The sequence below is a fragment of the Streptomyces sp. NPDC000075 genome (assembly GCF_040301925.1).
Lineage (GTDB): Bacteria > Actinomycetota > Actinomycetes > Streptomycetales > Streptomycetaceae > Streptomyces > Streptomyces polychromogenes.
In genome coordinates this window covers 30,799-51,795 of the sequence record NZ_JBEPFL010000038.1, presented here as the reverse complement: position 1 = coordinate 51,795, position 20,997 = coordinate 30,799, and the positions used below count along the sequence as shown (strand labels likewise).

17 protein-coding genes are annotated in these 20,997 nt (G+C 71.7%); 10 read left to right on the top strand and 7 right to left on the bottom strand.

Translation table 11 applies throughout. The features are described 5' to 3' along the window. Positions 1 to 12: 12 nt before the first annotated feature. Positions 13 to 546, bottom strand: a complete 534-nt coding sequence (locus ABT403_RS32420) for a GtrA family protein (protein ID WP_344168655.1) — start codon at positions 544 to 546, stop codon at positions 13 to 15. Positions 547 to 779: 233 nt separating this feature from the next. On the opposite strand from ABT403_RS32420, the gene ABT403_RS32415 reads away from it, so the two are divergent. The 4 genes from ABT403_RS32415 (at position 780) to ABT403_RS32400 (ending at position 4,863) form a co-directional block, all read left to right on the top strand. Continuing rightward, positions 780 to 1,919 carry a 5-(carboxyamino)imidazole ribonucleotide synthase gene (locus ABT403_RS32415; RefSeq protein WP_344168658.1) on the top strand — a complete coding sequence of 380 codons (1,140 nt, stop codon included), beginning with the start codon at positions 780 to 782 and terminating at the stop codon, positions 1,917 to 1,919. Continuing rightward, complete coding sequence (purE, locus tag ABT403_RS32410; RefSeq protein WP_344168661.1) at positions 1,916 to 2,443, top strand: 5-(carboxyamino)imidazole ribonucleotide mutase; 528 nt, start codon at positions 1,916 to 1,918, stop codon at positions 2,441 to 2,443. The genes ABT403_RS32415 and purE overlap by 4 nt, the downstream gene beginning before the upstream one ends. After that, entirely contained in the window at positions 2,440 to 3,618 is a 1,179-nt protein-coding gene (locus tag ABT403_RS32405; RefSeq protein ID WP_344168664.1) for a dipeptidase, read from the top strand. The genes purE and ABT403_RS32405 overlap by 4 nt, the downstream gene beginning before the upstream one ends. 171 nt (positions 3,619 to 3,789) lie before the next feature. Beyond that, positions 3,790 to 4,863, top strand: a complete 1,074-nt coding sequence (locus tag ABT403_RS32400; RefSeq protein WP_344168667.1) for a membrane dipeptidase — start codon at positions 3,790 to 3,792, stop codon at positions 4,861 to 4,863. Positions 4,864 to 4,884: 21 nt separating this feature from the next. Here ABT403_RS32400 and ABT403_RS32395 read toward each other — a convergent pair whose 3' ends face one another. After that, entirely contained in the window at positions 4,885 to 6,171 is a 1,287-nt protein-coding gene (locus tag ABT403_RS32395; protein ID WP_344168670.1) for a glycosyltransferase 87 family protein, read from the bottom strand. A 103-nt stretch (positions 6,172 to 6,274) separates the two neighbouring features. Then, positions 6,275 to 7,618, bottom strand: coding sequence for a UDP-glucose dehydrogenase family protein (locus tag ABT403_RS32390; protein ID WP_344168673.1), 1,344 nt, complete (start codon positions 7,616 to 7,618; stop codon positions 6,275 to 6,277). Between the two features lie 242 nt (positions 7,619 to 7,860). Between ABT403_RS32390 and ABT403_RS32385 the strand changes: the two genes are divergently transcribed. The 3 genes from ABT403_RS32385 to ABT403_RS32375 all read left to right on the top strand — a co-directional run bounded on the left by ABT403_RS32385 (position 7,861) and on the right by ABT403_RS32375 (position 11,360). Next, entirely contained in the window at positions 7,861 to 9,018 is a 1,158-nt protein-coding gene (locus ABT403_RS32385) for an acyl-CoA dehydrogenase family protein (protein ID WP_042812866.1), read from the top strand. Between the two features lie 428 nt (positions 9,019 to 9,446). Further along, positions 9,447 to 10,529, top strand: a complete 1,083-nt coding sequence (gene manB / locus ABT403_RS32380) for a mannose-1-phosphate guanylyltransferase (RefSeq protein WP_344168678.1) — start codon at positions 9,447 to 9,449, stop codon at positions 10,527 to 10,529. Between the two features lie 24 nt (positions 10,530 to 10,553). After that, positions 10,554 to 11,360 (top strand): polyprenol monophosphomannose synthase, encoded by an 807-nt coding sequence (locus tag ABT403_RS32375; protein ID WP_344168681.1) that lies wholly within the window; start codon positions 10,554 to 10,556, stop codon positions 11,358 to 11,360. 91 nt (positions 11,361 to 11,451) lie between these two features. Here ABT403_RS32375 and ABT403_RS32370 read toward each other — a convergent pair whose 3' ends face one another. Together ABT403_RS32370 and ABT403_RS32365 are read right to left on the bottom strand one after the other, a co-directional pair. Then, entirely contained in the window at positions 11,452 to 12,585 is a 1,134-nt protein-coding gene (locus ABT403_RS32370) for an acyltransferase family protein (protein WP_344168684.1), read from the bottom strand. 138 nt (positions 12,586 to 12,723) lie between these two features. After that, complete coding sequence (locus ABT403_RS32365; RefSeq protein WP_344168687.1) at positions 12,724 to 14,118, bottom strand: LCP family glycopolymer transferase; 1,395 nt, start codon at positions 14,116 to 14,118, stop codon at positions 12,724 to 12,726. Between the two features lie 121 nt (positions 14,119 to 14,239). Here ABT403_RS32365 and ABT403_RS32360 point away from each other — a divergent pair, with 121 nt between their 5' ends. Beyond that, a complete protein-coding gene (locus tag ABT403_RS32360; RefSeq protein WP_344168690.1) occupies positions 14,240 to 14,779 on the top strand; it encodes an acyl-CoA thioesterase in 540 nt (179 codons plus the stop codon). 160 nt (positions 14,780 to 14,939) lie between these two features. Beyond that, the gene (locus tag ABT403_RS32355) at positions 14,940 to 16,466 is read left to right on the top strand and encodes a glycosyltransferase family 39 protein (protein ID WP_344168693.1); all 1,527 of its coding nucleotides are present in this window, start codon (positions 14,940 to 14,942) and stop codon (positions 16,464 to 16,466) included. Between the two features lie 36 nt (positions 16,467 to 16,502). Here ABT403_RS32355 and ABT403_RS32350 read toward each other — a convergent pair whose 3' ends face one another. Further along, the gene (locus ABT403_RS32350; RefSeq protein WP_344168696.1) at positions 16,503 to 18,017 is read right to left on the bottom strand and encodes an LCP family protein; all 1,515 of its coding nucleotides are present in this window, start codon (positions 18,015 to 18,017) and stop codon (positions 16,503 to 16,505) included. A 144-nt stretch (positions 18,018 to 18,161) separates the two neighbouring features. Between ABT403_RS32350 and ABT403_RS32345 the strand changes: the two genes are divergently transcribed. Beyond that, the gene (locus tag ABT403_RS32345) at positions 18,162 to 19,202 is read left to right on the top strand and encodes a glycosyltransferase family 2 protein (protein WP_344168699.1); all 1,041 of its coding nucleotides are present in this window, start codon (positions 18,162 to 18,164) and stop codon (positions 19,200 to 19,202) included. A gap of 79 nt (positions 19,203 to 19,281) precedes the next feature. Here the strand turns inward: ABT403_RS32345 and ABT403_RS32340 are convergent, their stop codons facing one another. After that, on the bottom strand, positions 19,282 to 20,994 hold the full coding sequence (locus tag ABT403_RS32340) for an LCP family protein (protein ID WP_344168809.1): 1,713 nt from the start codon (positions 20,992 to 20,994) through the stop codon (positions 19,282 to 19,284). Positions 20,995 to 20,997: the final 3 nt, after the last annotated feature.

Below are 20,997 nucleotides of genomic sequence, written 5' to 3'. Positions count from 1 at the left end.
GGCGCCCGTACGTCAGCCCTGGTTGCCCGCCGGCTCCGGGGTACGGGCGGCGACGGCCACCTCGTGCCCGTCGCGCTGCTCCACGACCAGCGAGGGCGCCGCGTCCGTCGGCAGCGCCTTGAACACCCACGTCCGGTACGACCAGAACCGGAAGACCGTCGCCACGCCCATGCCGAAGAACTTGAAGATGTTGTTCTGCAGCGAGCTGTCCAGGCCGAAGCCGTACGTGGCGACGTAGAGCACACCGCTCTCGATGACCATGCCGATCAGGCTGAACAGCACGAACAGGATCATCTCGCGGCGCCGGCTTCCCAGGTCGCGGTCGCGGTAGGTGAAGTAGCGGAACCCCACGTAGTTCGTGATGATGGCGACCACGATGGCTATCACGTTCGCCCGGACCGTCTGCAGGTCCGTGGTGCTGCGCAGCAGGTTGAAGACGCCGAAGTTGACCAGGACGCCCGCACCGCCGACCGCGCCGAACTTGACCGCCTCCCGCACGAGGCCTCGGAAGCGCTCGGACAGCGGTACTGCGTTCGGCGTACTCATGGTGATGGTTCAGTCCCTGTCAGTCGTCGTGGGCGTCGCGGGGTGATCCGTCAGCGCCCGGCGGGGCGTGTCACCCGATCTCGTCAACCCCACCATGTTAAGTCTCGCCCCGGGTGCCCGCCCGCGCCCCGGCACCCTTGCGACACAACGCACACAAGGCCCGCGGACCCCACCGGCGAGTCCGCGCCAGGCCTGCGTCCGTATGGCGGAATACCGGCGGATACCCTGGAGAGGTGACGTTCCCGGTAGTCGGCATGGTCGGCGGCGGTCAGCTCGCCCGCATGACCCACGAGGCGGGTATCCCCCTCGGCATCAGATTCAAGATCCTCAGTGACACCCCCCAGGACTCGGCGGCCCTGGTCGTGAACGACGTCGTCATCGGCGACTATCGCGACCTGGACACGTTGCGCGCCTTCGCGCGCGGCTGCGACGTGATCACCTTCGATCACGAGCACGTACCCACCGAGCACCTCCGGGCCCTGGAGTCGGACGGCATCCCCGTCCGGCCGGGGCCCGACGCGTTGGTGCACGCCCAGGACAAGGGGGTGATGCGCGCCAGGCTCGACGAGATCGGCGCGCCCAGCCCCCGCCACCGGATCGTGAGCGATCCGGCGGACGTGGCGGCCTTCGCGGACGAGGTCGGCGGTTTCCCCGTCATCCTCAAGACGGTGCGCGGCGGGTACGACGGCAAGGGCGTGTGGTTCGTCCGCACGCCCGAGGACGCGGCCGCCCCGTTCCACGCGGGTGTCCCCGTCCTCGCGGAGGAGAAGGTGGACTACGTCCGCGAACTCGCCGCCAACATCGTCCGCTCCCCGCACGGCCAGGCCGTGGCCTACCCCGTCGTGGAGTCCATCCAGGTGGACGGGGTGTGCGACACGGTGATCGCCCCCGCCCCCAACCTCTCCGAAGCCCTCGCGGGCGAGGCCCAGGCCCTGGCCCTGCGCATCGCCAAGGAACTCGACGTGACCGGCCACCTGGCCGTGGAGCTGTTCGAGACCACCGACGGCCGCATCCTCGTCAACGAACTGGCCATGCGCCCGCACAACAGCGGCCACTGGACCCAGGACGGCGCGGTCACCTCCCAGTTCGCCAACCACGTCCGAGCGGTCCTGGACCTCCCCCTGGGCGACCCGCGCCCCCGGGCCCGCTGGACCGTGATGGCGAACGTCCTCGGCGGGGACTACCCCGACATGTACGCGGCGTACCTGCACTGCATGGCCCACGACCCGCAGGTGAAGATCCACATGTACGGCAAGGACGTGAAACACGGCCGCAAGGTCGGCCACGTCAACACCTACGGCGACGACCTGGACGATGTGCTGGAACGCGCACGCCACGCAGCCGGCTACCTCAGAGGAACGATCACCGCATGAGCACCCCTCCCGTCGTAGGCATCGTCATGGGCTCGGACTCCGACTGGCCGGTCATGGAGGCCGCCGCCCAGGCCCTGGACGAGTTCGAGATCCCCTACGAGGTCGACGTCGTCTCCGCCCACCGGATGCCGCGCGAGATGGTCGCGTACGGGGAGCACGCCGCCGAGCGCGGGCTCAAGGCGATCATCGCCGGCGCGGGCGGGGCCGCCCACCTGCCCGGCATGCTCGCCTCCGTCACCCCGCTGCCCGTCATCGGCGTGCCGGTCCCGCTGAAGTACCTCGACGGCATGGACTCGCTCCTGTCGATCGTCCAGATGCCCGCCGGTGTCCCCGTCGCCACCGTCTCCGTCGCCGGCGCCCGCAACGCCGGCCTGCTGGCCGTACGCATGCTCGCCGCGCACGACCCGGAGCTCCTCGGCCGGATGCGCGACTTCCAGCAGGAGCTGAACGACCAGGCCACCGAGAAGGGCAAGCGGCTGCGCGCCAAGGTCGCGGGCGCGGAATCCTTCGGGTTCGGCAAGTGAGCGCGGCGGACCTGCTCGCGCGGGCCCGGGAACTGCTCGCCGAGCACCCGGTCGTCGACGGACACAACGACCTGCCCTGGGCCCTGCGCGAGCAGGTGCGCTACGACCTCGACCGGCGCGACATCGCCGGCGACCAGTCCGCGAACCTGCACACCGACATCCCCCGGCTGCGCGCCGGCGGGGTCGGCGCGCAGTTCTGGTCCGTCTACGTCCGCTCCGACTTCGCGGGCGACCGGGCCGTCAGCGCCACCCTGGAGCAGATCGACGCCGTCGACCAGCTGATCGCCCGTTACCCCCGGGCCCTGGTGCGGGCCCTGACGGCCGACGACATGGAGGCCGCCCGCGCCGACGGCAGGATCGCCTCCCTGACCGGCGCCGAGGGCGGCCACTCCATCAACAACTCCCTCGCCACCCTGCGCGCCCTGCACCGGCTCGGCGTGCGCTACATGACGCTCACCCACAACGACACCATCGACTGGGCGGACTCGGCGACCGACGAGCCCCGGCACGGCGGACTCGCGGACTTCGGCCGCGAGGTGGTGCGCGAGATGAACCGCATCGGCATGCTCGTCGACCTCTCCCACGTCGCCGAGACCACCATGCGCGACGCGATCGCCGTCTCGGCCGCGCCGGTGATCTTCTCGCACTCCTCGGCCCGGGCGGTCTGCGACCACCCGCGCAACGTCCCCGACGACGTGCTGGCACAGCTGCCGGCCAACGGAGGCGTCGCCATGGCCACCTTCGTGCCGAAGTTCATCCTCCCGGCCGCCGTCGAGTGGACCCTGGCCGCGGACGAGAACCTGCGCGCCCACGGCTTCCACCACCTCGACACCACCGCCGAGGCGATGGCCCTGCACCGGGCCTTCGAAGCCGCCCGCCCCCGCCCGGTGGCCACCGCCGCCACCGTCGCCGACCACCTCGACCACATGCGCGAGGTCGCCGGCGTCGACCACATCGGCATCGGCGGGGACTTCGACGGCACCGCCTTCACCCCGGCCGGGCTGGACGACGTCTCCGGCTACCCGAACCTGATCGCGGAGCTCCTGCACCGCGGCTGGTCCCGGGCCGACCTGGCCAAGCTGACCTGGTCCAACGCGGTACGGGCGCTGCGCGACGCCGAAGCCGTCGCCCGGGACCTCTCGGCCACCCGCGGCCCGTCGAACGCGGTGCTGTAGGGGGAGTCCGTACGAGCCGCCCACGGGGGCGGGGCCGGGGAACCATCCCGGCCCCGCCCCCGTCCCGTACGGCCGTACACCCGAACGCCGCGTTCGCCGGGCGGCACCGGTACCCCGCATGTCACGGTGGCCCCATATCTCCCTGCTGCCGCCGAGACCGGAGCGAATGCCATGGCCGACCTGCAGGATGAACCCCACTCCGTGGGTGTCGGAGCCGAAGACGTCCCCGTCACAGCACCGCTGATGGCGGGCGGGTCCCTGGACCGCGCGGCCGCGCTGCTCGCCGTCCATCCCGTCGCCGACGGCTGCAACACCCTCGTCTGGACCCTGCGCCAGAGCCCGTACCACGACATCGACACCCCGGACACCGGCGTCGACACCGACATCCCGCGGCTGCGCGCCGGGGGAGTGGGCGCCCAGTTCTGGACCCTCCTCGTCCCCCCGGGGCCGCCGCGCGCGGACTCCTGCGCCCAGGCCGTGTGCGAGACCCTCGAACAGATCGACGCCGCCCGCGCCCTGATGCGCCGCTACTCCGACAGCCTCTGTCTCGCGCTGACCGCCGACGACATGGCCGACGCCCGCAACCGGGGCCGGATCGCCTCGTTCCTCGGCCCCGTCCCGGGCAGCACCCTCACCGGCTCCCTCGGCGCACTGCGCGCCTTCCACGCCCTCGGCGTACGCCTGCTGGCGCCCGCCGGAGCCCCCTGGGCGGAGGAGGGGCTGACGGCCTTCGGCCACGAGGTGGTCAAGGAGGTGAACCGGCTCGCGATGCTGCTCGACCTGACGGGCTGCCCGCCCGCCGCCGCCTGCCAGCTCGCCGCCGCCTCCAAGGCGCCGGTGATCATCTCGAACACCGGCGCGGCCTCCCTCAACCCGCACCCGGACAACGTCACCGACGAGGTGCTCCTCGCGCTCCGCGCGGCCGGCGGCCTCGCGATGGTCACCTTCGACACCGACCGCACCGGCGACTCGCTGCACGCCGTCGCCGACCACGTCGAACACGTACGGGCCCTCGCGGGCCCGGAGGGCGTCGGCCTCGGCGCCGCCTTCGGCGCCGAACCCGGAAGCCCGAGGCCGACGGGACTCACCGACCCCTCGGGCTACCCGCGGCTGATCGCGGAACTACTGGAACGCGGCTGGTCGGAAACCGAACTCGCCCTGCTGACCTGGGGCAACGCCCAGCGGGTGCTGCGCGAGGCGGAGTTCACCGCCCGCGCCGCACAGTACAAGGCACCCCCCGGCTAGGCCGACCCCGCACGGGACGGCTCAGAGCGCCGACTTCGGCAGCACGGTCGCCTTCCACAGCCGGACGCCGGACCACACCGTCGCCCACAGCAGCAGCGCGTTGCGGGTGCAGAGCAGCACCGTGCCCAGCGCGCTGGTGGTCAGGACCTCCGTGTCGTACCAGACCGGGAAGACCAGCGTGGTCAGCGCGGTCGTGGCGACCAGCAGGAGCGCGACCGGCCGCTGGGTGGTGTGCTTCGAGGTCAGGCAGACGGCCGCCAGACCCAGCAGCCAGATCATGTACTGCGGGCTGATGACCCGGCTGGTGACCGTGAAGACCAGGATCGCGCAGAGCGCGGCGTCGAACGGCGTCGCGCTCGACCAGCGGTTGGCCTTCACCCGCCACAGGAGGAGCAGCAGGAACCCGAGGACCGTCAGCCCCACCGAGGCCCGCGCGATGCTGGACACGTACGGGCCGACGTACTCGAACGCCCCGTACTGGAAGTTCGTCTTGCCGGGCCACAGGTCCAGCAGCCGCGCCGCCATGAGCGCCGAACCGCCCAGCGACTCGACCTGGACACCGCGGTTGCCCTGGTTGCCCAGGAAGCCCAGCGTGTCCTTGAACAGCACCGCGAAGACGCCCAGCAGCGCCACGCAGGACAGCGCCGCCGCGACGAAGGCGTCACGCGTGGACTTGCCCCGGGGGACACCGAGCAGCGTCAGTAGCGGCCACACCTTGACCATCGCCCCGATACCGGCGACGACCCCGCCGAGCCGGGGGCGGTTGCGCATGAGGAGCAGCGCGAAGACCGCGAAGAGGGTGACGTGGATGTCGTAGCGGGCGAACGGGGTCGCCATCATCAGCGGCAGCGCCACCAGCCACATCAGCGCGCCGGCCATGCTGCCGTCACCACGCCGCGCCGCCCGCAGCAGGCCGAGCAGGATGACGGCGTCGCAGAGCACGGTCAGGGCGACGAAGCCCTGGAAGTAGGTGAGGAACGGCAGCAGGTCCGGGGAGAGGAAGACGGCCGCGGCGGCCGGCGGGTACTGCCACATGACGTCGTTGTGCGGCATCGTCCAGTGGACGAGCACGTTGTACCAGTTGTGGTAGGTCAGGGTGACCTCCACACGGGTGTTCGTGGAGTGCCCGACGTTGTGGACGAGCGTCCACAGCATCGCCGCCCTGCTGGCCAGCCAGAAGACCGCGATGCCCAGCAGGGCGCCCCGGCTTCGCACGGCTGCTTCGAAGGATTCCCGCCGGTCACGCGTGGCGGGCCCCGTCGCCGCGGCTGCGGTGGGGTGGACTGTGGGGCTGCTGGTCGTGGTCATCGGCGCGAAGTCTACCCATTCGATTATTCCGGTTCTTTGACTGAGAACCTTCAAAAGTGGGTAGGGGTGTACGCCCCGATCGGCCGGCGCCCCCGCGTATCCCCTAAGCCTGCGGGCGCCCCATGGCCCGGTAGGTCCAGCCGGCGGCCCGCCAGTGCGCCGGGTCCAGGGCGTTGCGGCCGTCGAGGATCAGCCGGTCCGTGACCACGGAGCCCAGCTCCGCGGGGTCGAGCTCGCGGAACTCGCGCCACTCGGTGAGGTGCAGGACGACCTCGGCCCCGCGGGCGGCCTCCAGCGCGGAGCCGGCGTACCCGAGGGTGGGGAAGACGCGGCGGGCGTTGTCCATGCCCTTGGGGTCGTAGACGGTGACCTGCCCGCCCTGGAGGTGGATCTGCCCGGCGACGTTCAGCGCGGGGGAGTCGCGCACGTCGTCCGAGTCGGGCTTGAAGGTGGCGCCGAGCACGGCGACCCGCTTGCCGAGGAAGGAGCCGCCCACCGCGTCGCGCGCCAGCTCGACCATGTGGCCGCGCCGCCGCATGTTGATGGAGTCGACCTCCCGCAGGAAGGTCAGCGCCTGGTCGGCGCCCAGCTCGCCGGCCCGGGCCATGAAGGCGCGGATGTCCTTGGGCAGGCAGCCGCCGCCGAAGCCGATGCCGGCGCGCAGGAACTTGGCGCCGATCCGCTCGTCGTGGCCGATGGCCTCGGCGAGCTTGACGACGTCACCGCCGGCGGCCTCGCAGACCTCGGCCATGGCGTTGATGAAGGAGATCTTGGTGGCGAGGAAGGAGTTGGCCGCGGTCTTCACCAGCTCGGCGGTCGGGAAGTCGGTGACCACCAGCGGGGTCCCCTCGGCCATCGGGGTCGCGTACACCTCGCGCAGCAGCTTCTCCCCGCGCTCGCCCCGGACGCCGATGACGATCCGGTCGGGGTGCAGGGTGTCGTTCACGGCGAAGCCCTCGCGCAGGAACTCCGGGTTCCAGGCCAGCTCCACCTCCTCGCCCGCCGGTGCCAGCGCGGCGAGCTTCGCGGCGAGCCGCTCGGCCGATCCCACGGGCACGGTGGACTTGCCGACGACCAGGGCGGGCCGGGTCAGGTGCGGCGCCAGCGACTCGATGGCGGAGTCCACGTACGACATGTCACACGCGTACTCGCCGTGCTTCTGCGGCGTGTTGACGCACACGAAGTGGACGTCGCCGAACTCCCCGACCTCCTCCCACGACTGCGTGAACCGCAGCCGCCCGGTGGCCCCCGGCAGGCCCGCGACGTGCTGGGCGAGCAGTTCCTCCAGCCCCGGTTCGTACATCGGGACCCGGCCGGAGGCCAGCATCTCGATCTTCTCCGGCACCACGTCCAGGCCCAGCACCTCGAAGCCGAGCTCCGCCATGGCCGCGGCGTGGGTGGCGCCCAGGTAGCCGGTGCCGATCACGGTGATCTTGAGGGGGGCCATGGATGCTCCAGAGGTGCGGGGCCGTTTGCGGCCCCCGAGCATAGTCGGGCGGGTCCCGGGGGACGTTCACGGGAGCATCCCGCTGTCACGCAGCTCACGTACGTGCTGCATACCGCTGTGGCGGCGCCGGGAACTAGAATTTGGGTTACTTAACGGTAGTTAGCATCCCGCGCCGAGCGCACGCCAGCGACGCACAGCCGCCGGCCTGTCACCCGGCGCCGCAGACTGGGGAGTGAAAGATCTTGGCGGGTTCTGCCGACTTCGACCTGTACCGCCCGGCCGAGGAGCACGACATGCTCCGCGAGTCGGTCCGCGCGCTCTGCGAGGCGAAGATCCTCCCGTTCGCGGCCGCGGTCGACGAGGAGGCGCGCTTCCCGCAGGAGGCCCTCGACGCCCTCGTCGCCAACGACCTGCACGCCGTCCACGTGCCCGAGACCTACGGCGGCGCCGGCGCCGACGCCCTCGCCACGGTCATCGTGATCGAGGAGGTGGCCCGCGTCTGCGCCTCCTCCTCCCTGATCCCGGCCGTCAACAAGCTCGGCTCCCTCCCGGTGATCCTCTCCGGCTCCGAGGAGCTCAAGGCCAAGTACCTCGGCCCGCTGGCCAAGGGCGACGCGATGTTCTCCTACTGCCTCTCCGAGCCCGACGCGGGCTCGGACGCGGCCGGCATGAAGACCCGCGCGGTCCGCGACGGCGACTTCTGGGTCCTCAACGGCGTCAAGCGCTGGATCACCAACGCGGGCGTCTCCGACTACTACACGGTCATGGCCGTCACCGACCCGGAGAAGCGCTCCAAGGGCATCTCCGCCTTCGTCGTCGAGAAGTCGGACGAGGGCGTCTCCTTCGGCGCCCCGGAGAAGAAGCTCGGCATCAAGGGCTCCCCGACGCGCGAGGTCTACCTCGACAACGTCCGCATCCCCGCCGACCGCATGATCGGCGCCGAGGGCACCGGCTTCGCCACCGCGATGAAGACCCTCGACCACACCCGCATCACCATCGCCGCCCAGGCCCTCGGCATCGCCCAGGGCGCCCTGGACTATGCCAAGGGCTACGTCCAGGAGCGCAAGCAGTTCGGCAAGCCGATCGGCGACTTCCAGGGCGTCCAGTTCATGCTCGCGGACATGGCCATGAAGATCGAGGCCGCCCGCCAGCTGACCTACGCGGCCGCCGCGAAGTCCGAGCGCGTCGACTCCGACCTCACCTTCTTCGGCGCCGCGGCCAAGTGCTTCGCCTCGGACGTCGCGATGGAGGTCACCACGGACGCCGTCCAGCTCCTCGGCGGCTACGGCTACACCCGCGACTACCCGGTCGAGCGCATGATGCGCGACGCGAAGATCACGCAGATCTACGAAGGCACGAACCAGGTCCAGCGGATCGTCATGGCCCGCAACCTGCCGTAACGCGGACCGCCCGCCCAGCAACCCCGACAAGGCCCCCGGCGCCAGCCGAGGGCCTTGTCGTGCACGGGCTGCTTTGTAACGATTCCGATCCAGCGGTCGCCGTCGTGCGTGGCGCGCGCTCCCGACGGCCGGTGCCCCGGTACCGGCGGGGGAGGGGCGCCGGGGCGGGCCGGGGCGGCGCCGGGCGTACGATGCGGCCGGAAGCGGTGGCACGGGTTCAGGCTGAGCAGGGGCTTTCCCCCGCGCGGGCGCGGCGCCGCCTATATAGGGGAGACGGCCGGCGGTCCCGGTACCCGCACCGTACGGAACCCGTCGTAACCGGAACGTTGCCGCAGCGGCCCCGGGCGGGGCGCCGCCGGGCTTCGCACTATGCCGGATGGGCTAACTTTGAAGCTTCGTACGCCTGAACCGCTTGGGGAGAGAACAAAATGACGGAAGCGATCCTGCTGGTCGGCGGGCAGGGGACGCGTCTGCGCCCCGTGACGGTGAACACCCCCAAGCCGATGGTTCCGGCAGCAGGCGTCCCGTTCCTCGCCCACCAGATCGCCAGGGCCGCTGCCGCCGGTGTCACGCACATCGTGATGGCCACCTGCTACCTGGCCGAGGTCTTCGAGCCCTACTTCGGCGACGGGTCCGACTTCGGCATCACCCTCGAGTACGTCGTCGAGGACGAGCCCCTCGGCACCGGCGGTGCCATCCGCAACGCCGCCCAGCGCCTGACCGGCGGCCCGGACTCCCCGGTCCTCGTCTTCAACGGCGACATCCTGACCGGCCTCGACATCGCCGGCCTGGTCGAGTCCCACCGGGCGGCCGACGCCGACGTCTCCCTCCACCTCGTGCGCGTCGAGGACCCCCGCGCCTTCGGCCTGGTCCCCACCGACGCCGACGGGCGGGTGCTGGCCTTCACCGAGAAGCCGCAGACCCCCGAAGAGATCATCACGGACCAGATCAACGCCGGCTGCTACGTCTTCCGCCGCAGCGTGATCGACTCCATCCCGGCCGGCCGCCCGGTCTCCGTCGAGCGCGAGACCTTCCCCGGCCTCCTCGCCTCCGGTGCCAAGCTGCACGGCGTCACCGAGGACACGTACTGGCTGGACCTCGGCAAGCCCGAGTCCTTCGTCCAGGCCTCCGCCGACCTCGTGCGCGGCGTCGTCTCCTCCCCGGCCGTCCCCGGCCCCCGCGGCGAGGCGCTCGTCCTGCCCGGTGCCCAGGTGGCGGAAGGTGCCAAGCTGACGGGCGGTACCGTGGTGGGTGCCGGCGCCCGGATCGAACCGGGTGCTGTCGTCCAGGGCTCCATCGTGCTGGACGGCGCGATCCTCGGCGCCGACACGGTGGTGAACGCCAGCCTCATCGGCGCCGGCGCCTCGGTGGGTTCGCGCACCGTCGTGACCGGTGCCGTCATCGGTGACGGTGCCGTCGTCGGGGCTGACAACGAACTTCGCGCAGGGGTGCGGGTGTGGTGCGAGGCCGAACTGCCCGACGCAGCCGTCCGCTTCTCCTCCGACCGGTGACCAACTTCAGTGAGGCATAACCCTGTGATAGGCGAGCAGCAGACTCCCCGCACGACCGACGTCGCCACCACCAAGCTCCCCGACACCTGGGCGCACACCCCCCTCACCGTGGTCATGCCGACCTACAACGAGGCGGGCAACCTCCCGGGCATGGTGGAGCTGCTCATGGGCCTCGACCAGCCCGGCCTGCGCCTGCTGGTCGTCGACGACTCCTCGCCCGACGGCACCGGCAAGATCGCCGACGAGCTCGCGGAGGGCTTCCTCACCGAGGACGGCAAGCCGCGCATGTCGGTCCTGCACCGCACCGCGAAGGACGGCCTCGGCCGCGCCTACGCCGCCGGCATGGCCAAGGCCGTCGAGGACGGCGCCGAGTACGTGCTCCAGATGGACGCGGACGGCTCCCACCCGGCCGGCAAGATCGCCGAGATGCTGGGCGTCGCCCGCTCCACCGGTGCCGGCCTCGTCGTGGGCTCCCGCTACGTGCCCGGCGGCACCCTGTCCGACGCCTGGGGCGCGCACCGCAAGCTGCTCTCCCGCTGGGCCAACGCGTACGCGAGCACCATCCTGGGCACCCGCGTCCGCGACATCACGGGCGGCTTCAACCTGTGGAGCGCGGGCGCGCTGAAGGCGATCGACCTCGCGTCGATCGGCAGCGCCGGCTACAGCTTCCAGGTGGAGATGAAGTACAAGGCCCTGCGCCGCGGCTTCCAGGTCATGGAGGTCCCGATCCACTTCGAGGACCGCACCGTCGGTGAGTCGAAGATGAACCTGGCCGTGCAGCTGGAGTCCATCGCGATGCCGTGGAAGCTCCGCGCCCGCGCCGGCCGCTGACCGGCACCGGCACCGGCACCGGCACCGGACCATGAAGAAGGGGCACCCCCTCGGGGGTGCCCCTTCTTCATGTCCTCAGGCCCGCAGGCCCTCAGGCCCTGACCGGGCGCCGTTCCAGCATCCGCTTGAGCGCCGCCGAGCCGGGCCGCTCCACGAACTTCACGACCAGCCAGGACGCCAGCAGCATCGAGCAGGTCATCGACAGGATCAGCACGTACGGGTGGACCCTGCCCGCCCAGTGCTCCATCAGCGTCACGCCCACCTGCTGGTGCAGCAGGTAGAGGGGGTAGGACATCGCGCCCGCCACCGACAGCCAGCGCCAGTTGATCCGGTCCAGCCAGCCCAGCGCGACCGCGGCCATCACGCAGTAGAAGAAGGTGACCACCGCGACGCAGACCGCCCAGGAGAGCTTGTCGCCGGCGCGGGTGTTCCAGCCGTGGATGTCGGTCATGTAGCGCTGCATCAGCAGCCAGGACATGGCCAGCAGGATCCAGGGCTCGCCCACGCGGGCGCCCTCGCGGCGGATCAGGTAGAAGCAGATGCCGGAGATGAACAGCGGCGAGTACGTCTGGTTCGCCAGCGCCTCCAGTACCGGCAGGCCGGAGGTCGGCGCGAGGATCGAGGCCACGGTCCAGATCCAGCAGAAGTTCATGACCCGGCGGTACGTCAGGCCCTTCCAGGCGACGATCGCGAAGATCAGGTAGAACCGGGCCTCCGACCACAGGGTCCAGTAGGAGGGGTCGAGCGAGGGGTTGTTCAGCGGCATCTGCACCATCGTCAGATTGGTCAGGATCTGACTGGGCGTGGGGTGGTTGCCGCCGTAGAACTGCGCGTAGACGGTCATGACCGCGCCGGTCACCAGGGCGCAGAACCAGTACGCCGGTCCGAGCCGCACCACGCGGCTGCGCAGGTAGCTGCCGAGCGGCCGGCCCCAGGCGGACATGCAGATGACGAAGCCGCTGATCATGAAGAACAGCTCGACGCCGAGCCAGCCGTAGCGCGAGGCGGTGGCCAGCGGGCCGAACAGCTCCTTGTTCTCCCGCGCGCCCCAGATCACGGGGTGGACGTAGTGGGCGCTGAGCACCACCACGGCCGCCACGATGCGCAGGCCGTCCAGGACGCGCAGCCGGGGCTTGGCCCCGGAGGGGGAGACGCGCTGCTGCGGTATGAGCTCTTCGTCCCGCTTCAGGTCGCCGGGTCGGGGCGGGGCCGCGGGCAAAGACATCTACGCTCCAGAGCAGGCGTGCAAAAGGCGGATCAGTCTTACGAAGAACCTGCCGGACTGTCCAGCGCGGCGCGGAACGAGTGCTTCATGTCACTGCCGTGCCGATCGCCGCGCCGACTGCCGTGCCGACTGCCGTGCTCACTGCCCCTTGACGGTGACCTTCTGGTCGTTCTGGATCTCCTTGACGAGCTGCTGGACCTTCGGCTTGTCCCAGATGAGGTTGCCGCCGCGCTCGCCGGAGATCGGCATGTTCAGCGACACGCCCTCACCGCTGTTGATGCCCTTCATGGCGAAGAACATCTGGCCCATGTCCCACAGCGACATGTCCTTGTCGACGATGAGGGTGTCCAGGCCGGCGCCCATCACCGGGTAGAGGGAGAAGGGGTTGAGGATGGTCCCCGGGGTGGCGGCCTGGCTGGCGAGGGCGGCCAGGAACTTCTGCTGGTTCTTGGTCCGCTGGAGGTCCGACTCGGCGAAGGCGTAGCGGGTGCGGACGAAGGCCAGGGACTGTTCGCCGTTGAGGGTCTGCCGGCCCGCCTTGAAGTCGGCGCCGGACTTCTCGTCCTTGAAGCCCTTCTCGATGTCCAGCTCCACGCCGCCCAGCGCGTCCACGATGTTCGCGAAGCCGGCGAAGCCGATCTCGGCGTAGTGGTCGATGCGCAGGCCGGTGTTGAACTCGATCGTGCGGACCAGCAGCTCCGGGCCGTCGTCCGCGTACGCGGCGTTCAGCTTGGTGTGCTTGCCGGTGCCGGCGTACTTCTTGCCCGACTGGGAGCCGACGAAGGAGGGGATCTCCACGTCGGAGTCGCGCGGCAGCGAGACCATGGTGTTCCCGCTGGAGCACTTGGCCAGGACCATCATCGAGTCGGTGCGCTTGCCCTCGGCGGAGCCCGTGTGGAGCTTCTTCTTCTCCTCGTCGGACATGCCCTCGCGGCTGTCGGAGCCCACGATCAGGTAGGTCGTGCAGTCGCCTTCCTTGGGCCGCTCGATGACCTTGGACAGGTCGACCTCGCGGCGGACCTTGGAGTCGGCCCAGACGTAGGTGCCGATGGTGGTCACCAGGAGGACGGAGACGAGCGCGATCGACCCGATCTTGATCCGCTTGCGCCAGTCGACGACCACACGGACCGGCACCGGTCCGCCGGGGCCGCCGGGGCCGCCCGGGCCCCCGCGCCGTCCGGGACCGCCGGGACCCGAGGGGCCGCCGGGGCCGGAGGGGCGCCCGTAGACCTGGCCGGTGTTGTAGCCGCTGTCGTACGCCGCGTCGGGGCCCTGGGGCTGGCGCGGCGGCGCCCCGTAGCCGGGGCCGGGCCGCGCGCCCGGCGGCGGGGCCTGCGGCGGGACCGGGGGCCGCGCGGGGCGCTGGGCGGGACGGGGCCGGCCCTGGGGAGGCAGGGGGGCCTGCGGCTGCCGCTGGACGTGCCGCATCCGCTGCGGCCCCTCCGGCTGCGCCTGCCCGCTGCCGCGCCCGTACCCGTCATCACGCCGGCCGCGCGCGTCGCGCTCGCCGCCGAACCCGTCCCAGTCACTCATGCGCACAAGGATGCCCGCCCGGGAGCACCCCGGGACACCCCGGTGGGGTCTTCGTACCGGGGCTGTTGCACACCTGATGCCTGCGGGACGCACTCAAGGGGACCGCACTTAAGGTGGTTGCATGACACAGATACCGGAGGCACCGGAGGGCAAGCCGATCTCGGCGTCCCGGACCACCCTCAGCCACATCATGACCGCGGCCGACACGAACCTCCTCGGCACCGTGCACGGCGGCGTGATCATGAAGCTGGTCGACGACGCGGCCGGCGCCGTGGCCGGGCGGCACTCCGGCGGGGCCGCCGTCACCGCCTCCATGGACGAGATGGCCTTCCTGGCCCCCGTCCGCGTGGGCGACCTCGTGCACGTCCGGGCGCAGGTCAACTGGACCGGCCGCTCCTCGATGGAGATCGGCGTACGGGTCCTGGCGGAGCGGTGGAACGAATCCACCCCCGCCACCCAGGTCGGCAGCGCCTACCTCGTCTTCACGGCGGTGGACGCCGAGGGCAAGCCCCGCACCGTCCCGCCGGTGATCCCCGAGACGGAGCAGGACGAGCGCCGCTACCAGGAGGCGCAGATCCGCCGCACGCACCGCCTCGCCCGCCGTCAGGCGATCAAGGAGCTGCGCGAGCGCCGCATCGCGGAGGGCCTGGACGAGGACTGACGCGGAGCTGCTGCGGAGCTGACGCGGAGCTGACGCGGACCTGCCGCGGACCTGACGTGGACGGACCGGGCATACGGGAGCCTTACGGCGATCCCCCTTATGCTGATACGTCGACGTCCGGCTCCCGCGCGAGTGACGGCCGTGCACCCACGACCGGCCCATGAACGGCACTGCCGCGGAGACCTCACTGATGCCGACTGCCACGCAGAACGCCCCCGCGACCGCCGCCCCCGCCCGTGCGGCGCGGCGGCGCGCGACCGGGCCCGACTGGCTGTGGGCGGCGCTGCTGACCCTGGCGGTGACCGCCTTCCGGGCCGGGACCCCGCAGCTGTGGCGCGACGAGCTGGCCAGCTGGAACGCCGCCTCCCGGAGCACGGGTGAGCTGATCGGGATGCTGGGGCACGTCGACGCCGTGTCCGGCTTCTACTACCTGCTGCTGCACTACTGGGTCACCCTTTTCGGGGACTCCCCGGCGATGCTCCGGCTGCCGTCGGCGCTGGCCATGGCCGGTTCCGCCGCGCTGGTGGTGCTGATCGCCCGCGCCCTGTTCGACCGCCGGACCGCCGTGTTCGCCGGGCTGCTGTTCGCACTGCTGCCCGCCGTCACCCGGTACGGCACCGAGGCCCGGTCGTACGCCTTCGTGGTGCTCGCGGTGACCGCCGCGACCTGGCTGCTGCTGCGGGTGCTGGAGCGGCCGTCGCTGCCGCGCTGGGCCGGGTACGCCGTGCTGGTGGCGGTGTCGGGGCTGCTGCACATGGTGTCCCTGCTGTTCCTGCTGCCGCACGCGATGATCGTCGCCCTGCGGTGGTGGCGCGCCCGCCGTGTCCGCGTGCCGCTGTCCTTCGCGGTGGCGGCCGTGGCCGGGCTGCTGCCGGTGATCCCGCTGGTGCTGCTGGGGCGGCGGCAGGTCGGCCGGCAGATCGCCTGGATCGACACCCCGCACCTGCGGGACGTCTCCGGGCTCTGGGACAACCTGTTCGCCTCCCCGCTGGTGGGCCTGGCCGTCGCCGCGCTCGCGCTGCTGCCGCTGGCGTGGCCGCGGGGCCGGCGTCCCGCCGTGGAGATGCTGCTGATGGGGGCCGTGCCGATCGGCGCCTGCTTCGTGGCCTCGCAGGGCAGCTCCTCGTACTTCATCGACCGCTACGTGCTCTTCACCGTCCCCGCCTGGGCGATCCTCGCCGCCGCCGGCCTGGCCGCGCTGCGGCCCCGCGCGGCCGGTGCGGCCGGGCTGGCCGCGCTGATCCTGCTCGGCGCCCCCGACCAGCGCCAGCTGCGCACCGAGCAGGCCAAGGAGACCTCGGACGGGGTGGCGGCGGCCCGGGTGATCGCCCAGGGGTACCGGCCCGGCGACGGCTTCGTCCCGCCGCGCGGCAAGCTGGAGCGGGTCTTCATGATCGACTACCAGATCGGCTACTACCTGCCCGACCGGGTCAAGCTGCGCGACGTCTTCGCGGAGCGCCCGGCGGTCGCCTCCGACGACCTGTTCCCCGTGGAGTGCGGGCAGCCGGAGCGCTGCCTGGGCGACACCCGGCGGATCTGGCTGGTGACGCGGATCACCGACGGCGACCACGACCCGTACAACAAGCTTCCCGCGGCCCCGAAGAAGGCCCTGAAGGAGCACTACCGGATCGCGCGGACGACCGACGTGCGCGGCCTGCACGTCTCGCTGCTGGAGCGGGTGAAGTAGCGCCCGGGCGCCAGCCACGGGCGGGCGCCCCGCGCGCTACTTCCCGCACACCACCTGGTCGCCGGTGACCACGCCGAACTCGCCCTGGTAGGGGTCCTCGGCCCGCACCGGCACGACCTTCGCGTAGTCGGAGCCGGCGATCACCACGACCGTCTTGCCCTGCCCGGCGACCGCGCGCAGCTCGCTGCCCGGCAGGGCCGCGGCCACCGTCTTGGCGGAGCGGTCCCAGCGCGGGTCGTACGAGATCACCGTGCGCCGGACGTCGCGGCCGGCGCCGCTCGCGGGGGTGCCGGTGGTGTCGAACCCGGTGGCGCGCAGGGCGGAGTCCACCCGGCCCCCCAGACCGTCGATCCGGGTGCCGTTCTCCACCTGGACGCGGACCTGCTGCGGGGGCACGTCCACCGGGACGGGCGAGGGCGCGGCGGGGGCCGGGGGCCGGCCGGCGGGGTGCCCGGGGCGGGGCGGGGACAGCGGGCGGTCCTCGCGCAGGGACTCGAAGAGCTGGGCGGCCTTGTGCTCGTCCCACTTGACGGTGGAGCCGATGCCCTTGACCGGGTACGAGGCGTCACCGATCGGGACGGAGGCGAACTCGGACGAGGAGGGGGTGAAGCCGCGCATGGCCTGCCCCAGCGCCAGCATCTGCTCGGACCCGAAGTCCTTGTCGGCGCGCACCGAGCCGAGCAGGGTGGAGCTGACCTCCTTGAACTTCACCGGGTTGAGCAGCACCCCGCCGCCGGTGGCCTGCTTGATCAGGGCGGCGACGAACCGCTGCTGGCGCTGCATCCGGCCCAGGTCGGAGGCGCCGTCGACGTGGCGGGAGCGGACGTACTGGAGGGCCTGGCCGCCGCTCAGGCGGTGCGTGCCGGGGAGCAGGTCGAGGCCGGTGTTCTGGTCGTGGAGGGCCTTGGCGGTGCAGATCTCGACGCCGCCCATCGCGTCGACGGTCCGCATGAAGCTGGTGAAGTCGACCTCCAGGTAGTGGTCGATCTTGACGCGGGTCATGCTCTCGACGGTCCGCACGGTCAGGTTCGGCCCGCCCTCGGCGTAGGCCGCGTTGAGTTTCACGGGATGCGCCCGGTGGGGTCTGCCGGTGGCGGGGTCCTGGTGCGCGGGGAGCTCGGCGTAGCTGTCGCGGGGCAGGCTGACCACGCTGGCCCGCTGCTGGTCGGCGGACAGGTGCACCAGCATGATCGTGTCGGTGCAGTGGCAGGGCTCCCCGCCGAGGCGGTACTCGCGCTTCTCCTCCGGGGTGATCTTGTCGCGGCCGTCGGTGCCGACCAGCAGGAAGTTGATCCCGTGTCCGGCCTGGGGGCGGTTCTTCATGTCCTTGAAGGGGTCGACCCGTTCGATGCCGGTGTCCAGGCCGGTCATCACGGCGTGCCCGACGGCCCCGGAGCCCAGGACCACCAGGGAGACCCCGGCCGCGATCCGCACCCCCCACCGGGGCCGGTCGCGCCGGCCGCGGGCCGTCCCGCCACGTCCGCCGCCCTTGCGTGCGCGCTGAGCCTGGGCCGGCCCGGCGGGCCGGTGGGGACGGGGCGGCTGGGGCACGGGGGACACCTCCCGGTACGTCGGGCAGATTCATCGGAACAGTAGGCCCATACGATCAGCGCCCGTCCGTACCGCTCGTCCGCCGCGCACCCGTTTCCCCCGTACGCGGTAACGTGACACCGATACCCGACCGTGAAGGACGACATGCCCGCCCAGCAGCCCGCAGTCTCGGTGATCATGCCGGTGCTCAACGAGGAGCGCCATCTGCGCGACTCCGTCCGGCACATCCTCGGGCAGGAGTACGCGGGCGAGATGGAGGTGGTGATCGCGCTCGGGCCGTCCACGGACCGCACCGACGAGATCGCCGCCGAACTCGTACGCGAGACCGCGTCCAACGACCGGGCCCGCGTCCACACCGTCCCCAACCCCAGCGGACGGACCCCCGCCGCCCTCAACGCCGCGATCAAGGCCTCGCGCCACCCGATCGTCGTCCGGGTCGACGGCCACGGCATGCTCTCCCCGAACTACATCGCCACCGCCGTCCGCCTCCTGGAGGAGACCGGCGCGCAGAACGTCGGCGGCATCATGCACGCCGAGGGCGAGAACCCCTGGGAGGACGCCGTCGCCGCCGCGATGACCTCCAGGATCGGCGTCGGCAACGCGGCCTTCCACACCGGCGGCCAGGCCGGCCCCGCCGAGACCGTCTACCTCGGCGTCTTCCGCCGCGAGGCCCTCGAACAGCAGGGCGGGTACAACGAGGAGTTCATCCGCGCCCAGGACTGGGAGCTGAACTTCCGCATCCGCGAGGCCGGCGGGCTGATCTGGTTCTCGCCCGAGCTGAAGGTCCGGTACCGCCCCCGTCCCTCCGTACGGGCCCTGGCCAAGCAGTACAAGGACTACGGCCGCTGGCGGCACGTGGTGGCCCGCTACCACCCCGGCTCCATCAACCTGCGCTACCTCGCCCCGCCGGCCGCCGTCTGCGCGATCGCCGCCGGCGTGGTCGCGGGCGTCGCCGTCACCCCGTGGGCGTTCGCCGTCCCGGCCGGCTACCTCGCGGCGATCACCGCCGGATCCGTCCCGGCCGGCAAGGGGCTGTCCCCGGCGGCCCGGGCGCGGATCCCCCTGGCCCTCGCCACCATGCACATGAGCTGGGGCTACGGCTTCCTCACCAGCCCGCGCTCCCTCGCCCGCAAGGTCATCGCCAGCCGCCGCCCGTCGGTGCGCCGCGACCCGGCCGGGGTCTGAGGGCCCACGCACCACGCGAAGGGGTGACCCGGTCCGCCTCGGACCGGGTCACCCCTTCGCGTTCAGCGCCGTCGCCGGGTCACCAGCGGTACGGCTTGTAGACCTCCATGCAGGCACCCGTGTCGGAGCCGTTGATCGCGTCGGCCGTGTCGGGGATCGACCCGGCCGTCGGCGGGGTCTGCGCCGGGAAGGCGTTGCCCTCGCGCCAGTCCGCGCCCACGATCAGGGTGATCTTCGAGACGTCCGCCGACTGCTGCACCGCCGTGCCCGGGATGCCCAGGGACGCCGCCACGCTCTGCGCCTCGTCCGCCAGGTCCGGCGTCGGGTAGCGCACCACGGTGGTCTTCTCCGGGATCAGCGCGGTGTCCGCCTTGGCGTTGGTGAAGCCCTTGGCGAGCAGGACGTCGGCGATCGCGTTCGCCCGGTGCGGCGCCAGCGGCTGACCGGCCGCCGTGCCGTTGACCACCGCGACCGGGATCTTGTCCGGGGTGGTGACCGGCGCCTTCGAGGCCTCCTGGCCGGGCTGGGCCGGCGGCTGCGAACCGCCCGGCGCGGGCTGCGAGGCACCGGGGGAGGGCTGCGCCGCCGAGGGGGACTGCGCGGCCTGCGGCTCGCCGTTCTTGTCGAACGCGACGTCCTTGCGGAGCATCGTCCACAGCTTGTCGGCGTCCGCCGGGTTCACGATGAGCCGGTTCTCGTCCCGGGGGTCCTGGAACGTCGGCATCGTCGTCATCGTGATGCGGTTGGTGGGCACGTCCTTGAGCTGCATGGCCAGGTTGTAGAGCTTCTTGACCGAGCCGATCTCCTCGGAGACCTCCAGCGCCTTGGTGGCCGCCTCGGCCAGGTCGGTGATCCGGCCGACGTCGGTGAAGGCGTTCTGGCTCTTGAGCTCGCGCATCATCGAGTTCATGTACATGTGCTGGGCCTGCGCCCGGCCCAGGTCACTGCTGAACGCGTGCCGGGTGCGCAGCCACTGGAGCGCCTGCTCGCCCTTGACGCGGGTCGTGCCCTTCTGGAGCTTGAGGCCCGAACCGCCGCCGGAGGTCGGCAGCGGCCGGTCCCAGACGTTGTCCTTGACGCAGACGGGGACGCCGCCGACCGCGTCGGCCATCTTCACCACACCGGAGAAGTCGATCATCATCCAGTGGTCGATGTAGACGTTGGTCAGCTTCTCCCAGGTGGCCAGGGTGCAGCCGGGACCGCCGCGACCGAGCGACTCGTTGATCATCGCGTTGGTCTTCTTGAACTTCTCGCCGGTCTTCGGATCCGTGCACTCGGGTATGTCGACCCGGGTGTCGCGCGGAATGCTCACGACCGAGGCGTTCTCCCGGTCGGCCGACACGTGCAGCAGCATCTGCACGTCCGCGAGCGGGGCGTTGCCCACGGTGTCGCGGCTTCCGCCGAGTTCCACGTTCTCCGGCTTGTTGCGGCTGTCGGAGCCGATCAGCAGGATGTTCAGCGGGCGCTGGCCCTTGGCGTTGGCGTGGGTCTTCTCCACGCCGCTCTCACCGCTCAGGCGCTGTCCGCTGCGGATGTTGCCGTTGAGGTGGTTGTAGTAGAGGTACCCGGCCGCCGAGGTTCCCAGGATCAGGAACGCCAGGACGGACGCCACCCAGAACAGCACCCGCCGGCGGCGCCGGCGGGCGGGGATGCCACCGCCCGGGGGCCGGGCGCCGTCGCCCTCGCCCTTCCGGGGTGGGGGCACCGTGCCGGACGCCTTCTTCTCGCCACCGCCGGATATGCCGTCGGTGGCCTTGTCGGGCGCCCCCTCCCCCCGCACGCTGCTGTGCATCAC